Below are 920 nucleotides of genomic sequence, written 5' to 3'. Positions count from 1 at the left end.
GCCCCCTGCCCCCGCGCGGCCAACTGGACAGCATCACCCCCGCCTGGGACGGCACTACACCCCAGGAGGCGACGCGGCTCTCGTGCGATGAGTTGACCGCCGAGAAGATGACTGCCGTTCGCCACGCGTTCTACACGGCGGCGGCGAAGGCGATCTTCGCCTTGCAGAACGGGCAACGGCTCACCGGCGAGCACCTGTTCGTCACCGCTCACGCTCAGGCGTCCCGCGCCTGGTGGGATCGGGTGGCCGAGGAGATCACCGGCAAGAGGCTGAGCTCCGATCACGCGCTGCGGCGGGTGCGCTCGTGGGCCCGCCACTACCTGACCGGGGAACCCCCGCTCACCCGGCCGGGAACGCTGTTCGACCACGCCCTCGCGCACGCCGCGCGGATGGCCGCCCGTGACTTCCTGAACGACAGCGGCCACCTGCTCACCCAGCACCTCATCGACCAGACAGCCCACCCGCTCGCGGCCACACCCCCCGACCACGACCACCACCGGCCGGACAGCTTCATCCCGCCTGCCTCGACCGTGGCGGGGCCATGACCGGCCAGCCGATCATGCCAGCGCACCCCGGCGCTGGCGACACCCCCGAACGAAGGGACACCCCCGTCATGAACAACCCTCAGCATCTCGCCACCGGTGCACCCCAGGAGGAGGGTGCGGCTGGCCTGACGGCGATCCTTGAGCAGGCCGAACGCGACCGTCAGGAGCACGTCGATGACCTGTTCCGGCGTATGGGCCGGGGCGAGCGGCTGGGCGCCGTACAGGTGTACGACACCCTGCGCGCGCAGACCTTGTACACGTGGTGGCGGCTGGTGGCCCGGCACCTCGAGCACGCCGACGGCGGCAGCCTGCGCCCCGCGCAGGCCGTGGCCCGGTTCGTCTCCTGGATCCGCCCGTACGCCACCGACCCCACCC

General features: G+C 71.7%; 2 protein-coding genes. Both read left to right on the top strand.

Going from position 1 to position 920, the window contains the following annotated elements; all coding sequences use genetic code 11:
• Positions 1–545, top strand: a 545-nt coding sequence (locus tag ITP53_RS55545) for a hypothetical protein (RefSeq protein ID WP_207757785.1), incomplete at its 5' end; no start/stop codon positions are given.
• A gap of 68 nt (positions 546–613) precedes the next feature.
• Positions 614–920 (top strand): hypothetical protein (locus ITP53_RS55540; protein ID WP_207757784.1); only part of this gene is annotated, 307 nt, incomplete at its 3' end.

This window comes from Nonomuraea cypriaca (genome assembly GCF_015645445.1).
GTDB lineage: Bacteria > Actinomycetota > Actinomycetes > Streptosporangiales > Streptosporangiaceae > Nonomuraea > Nonomuraea cypriaca.
This window is presented reverse-complemented; position numbering and strand designations above follow the sequence as displayed.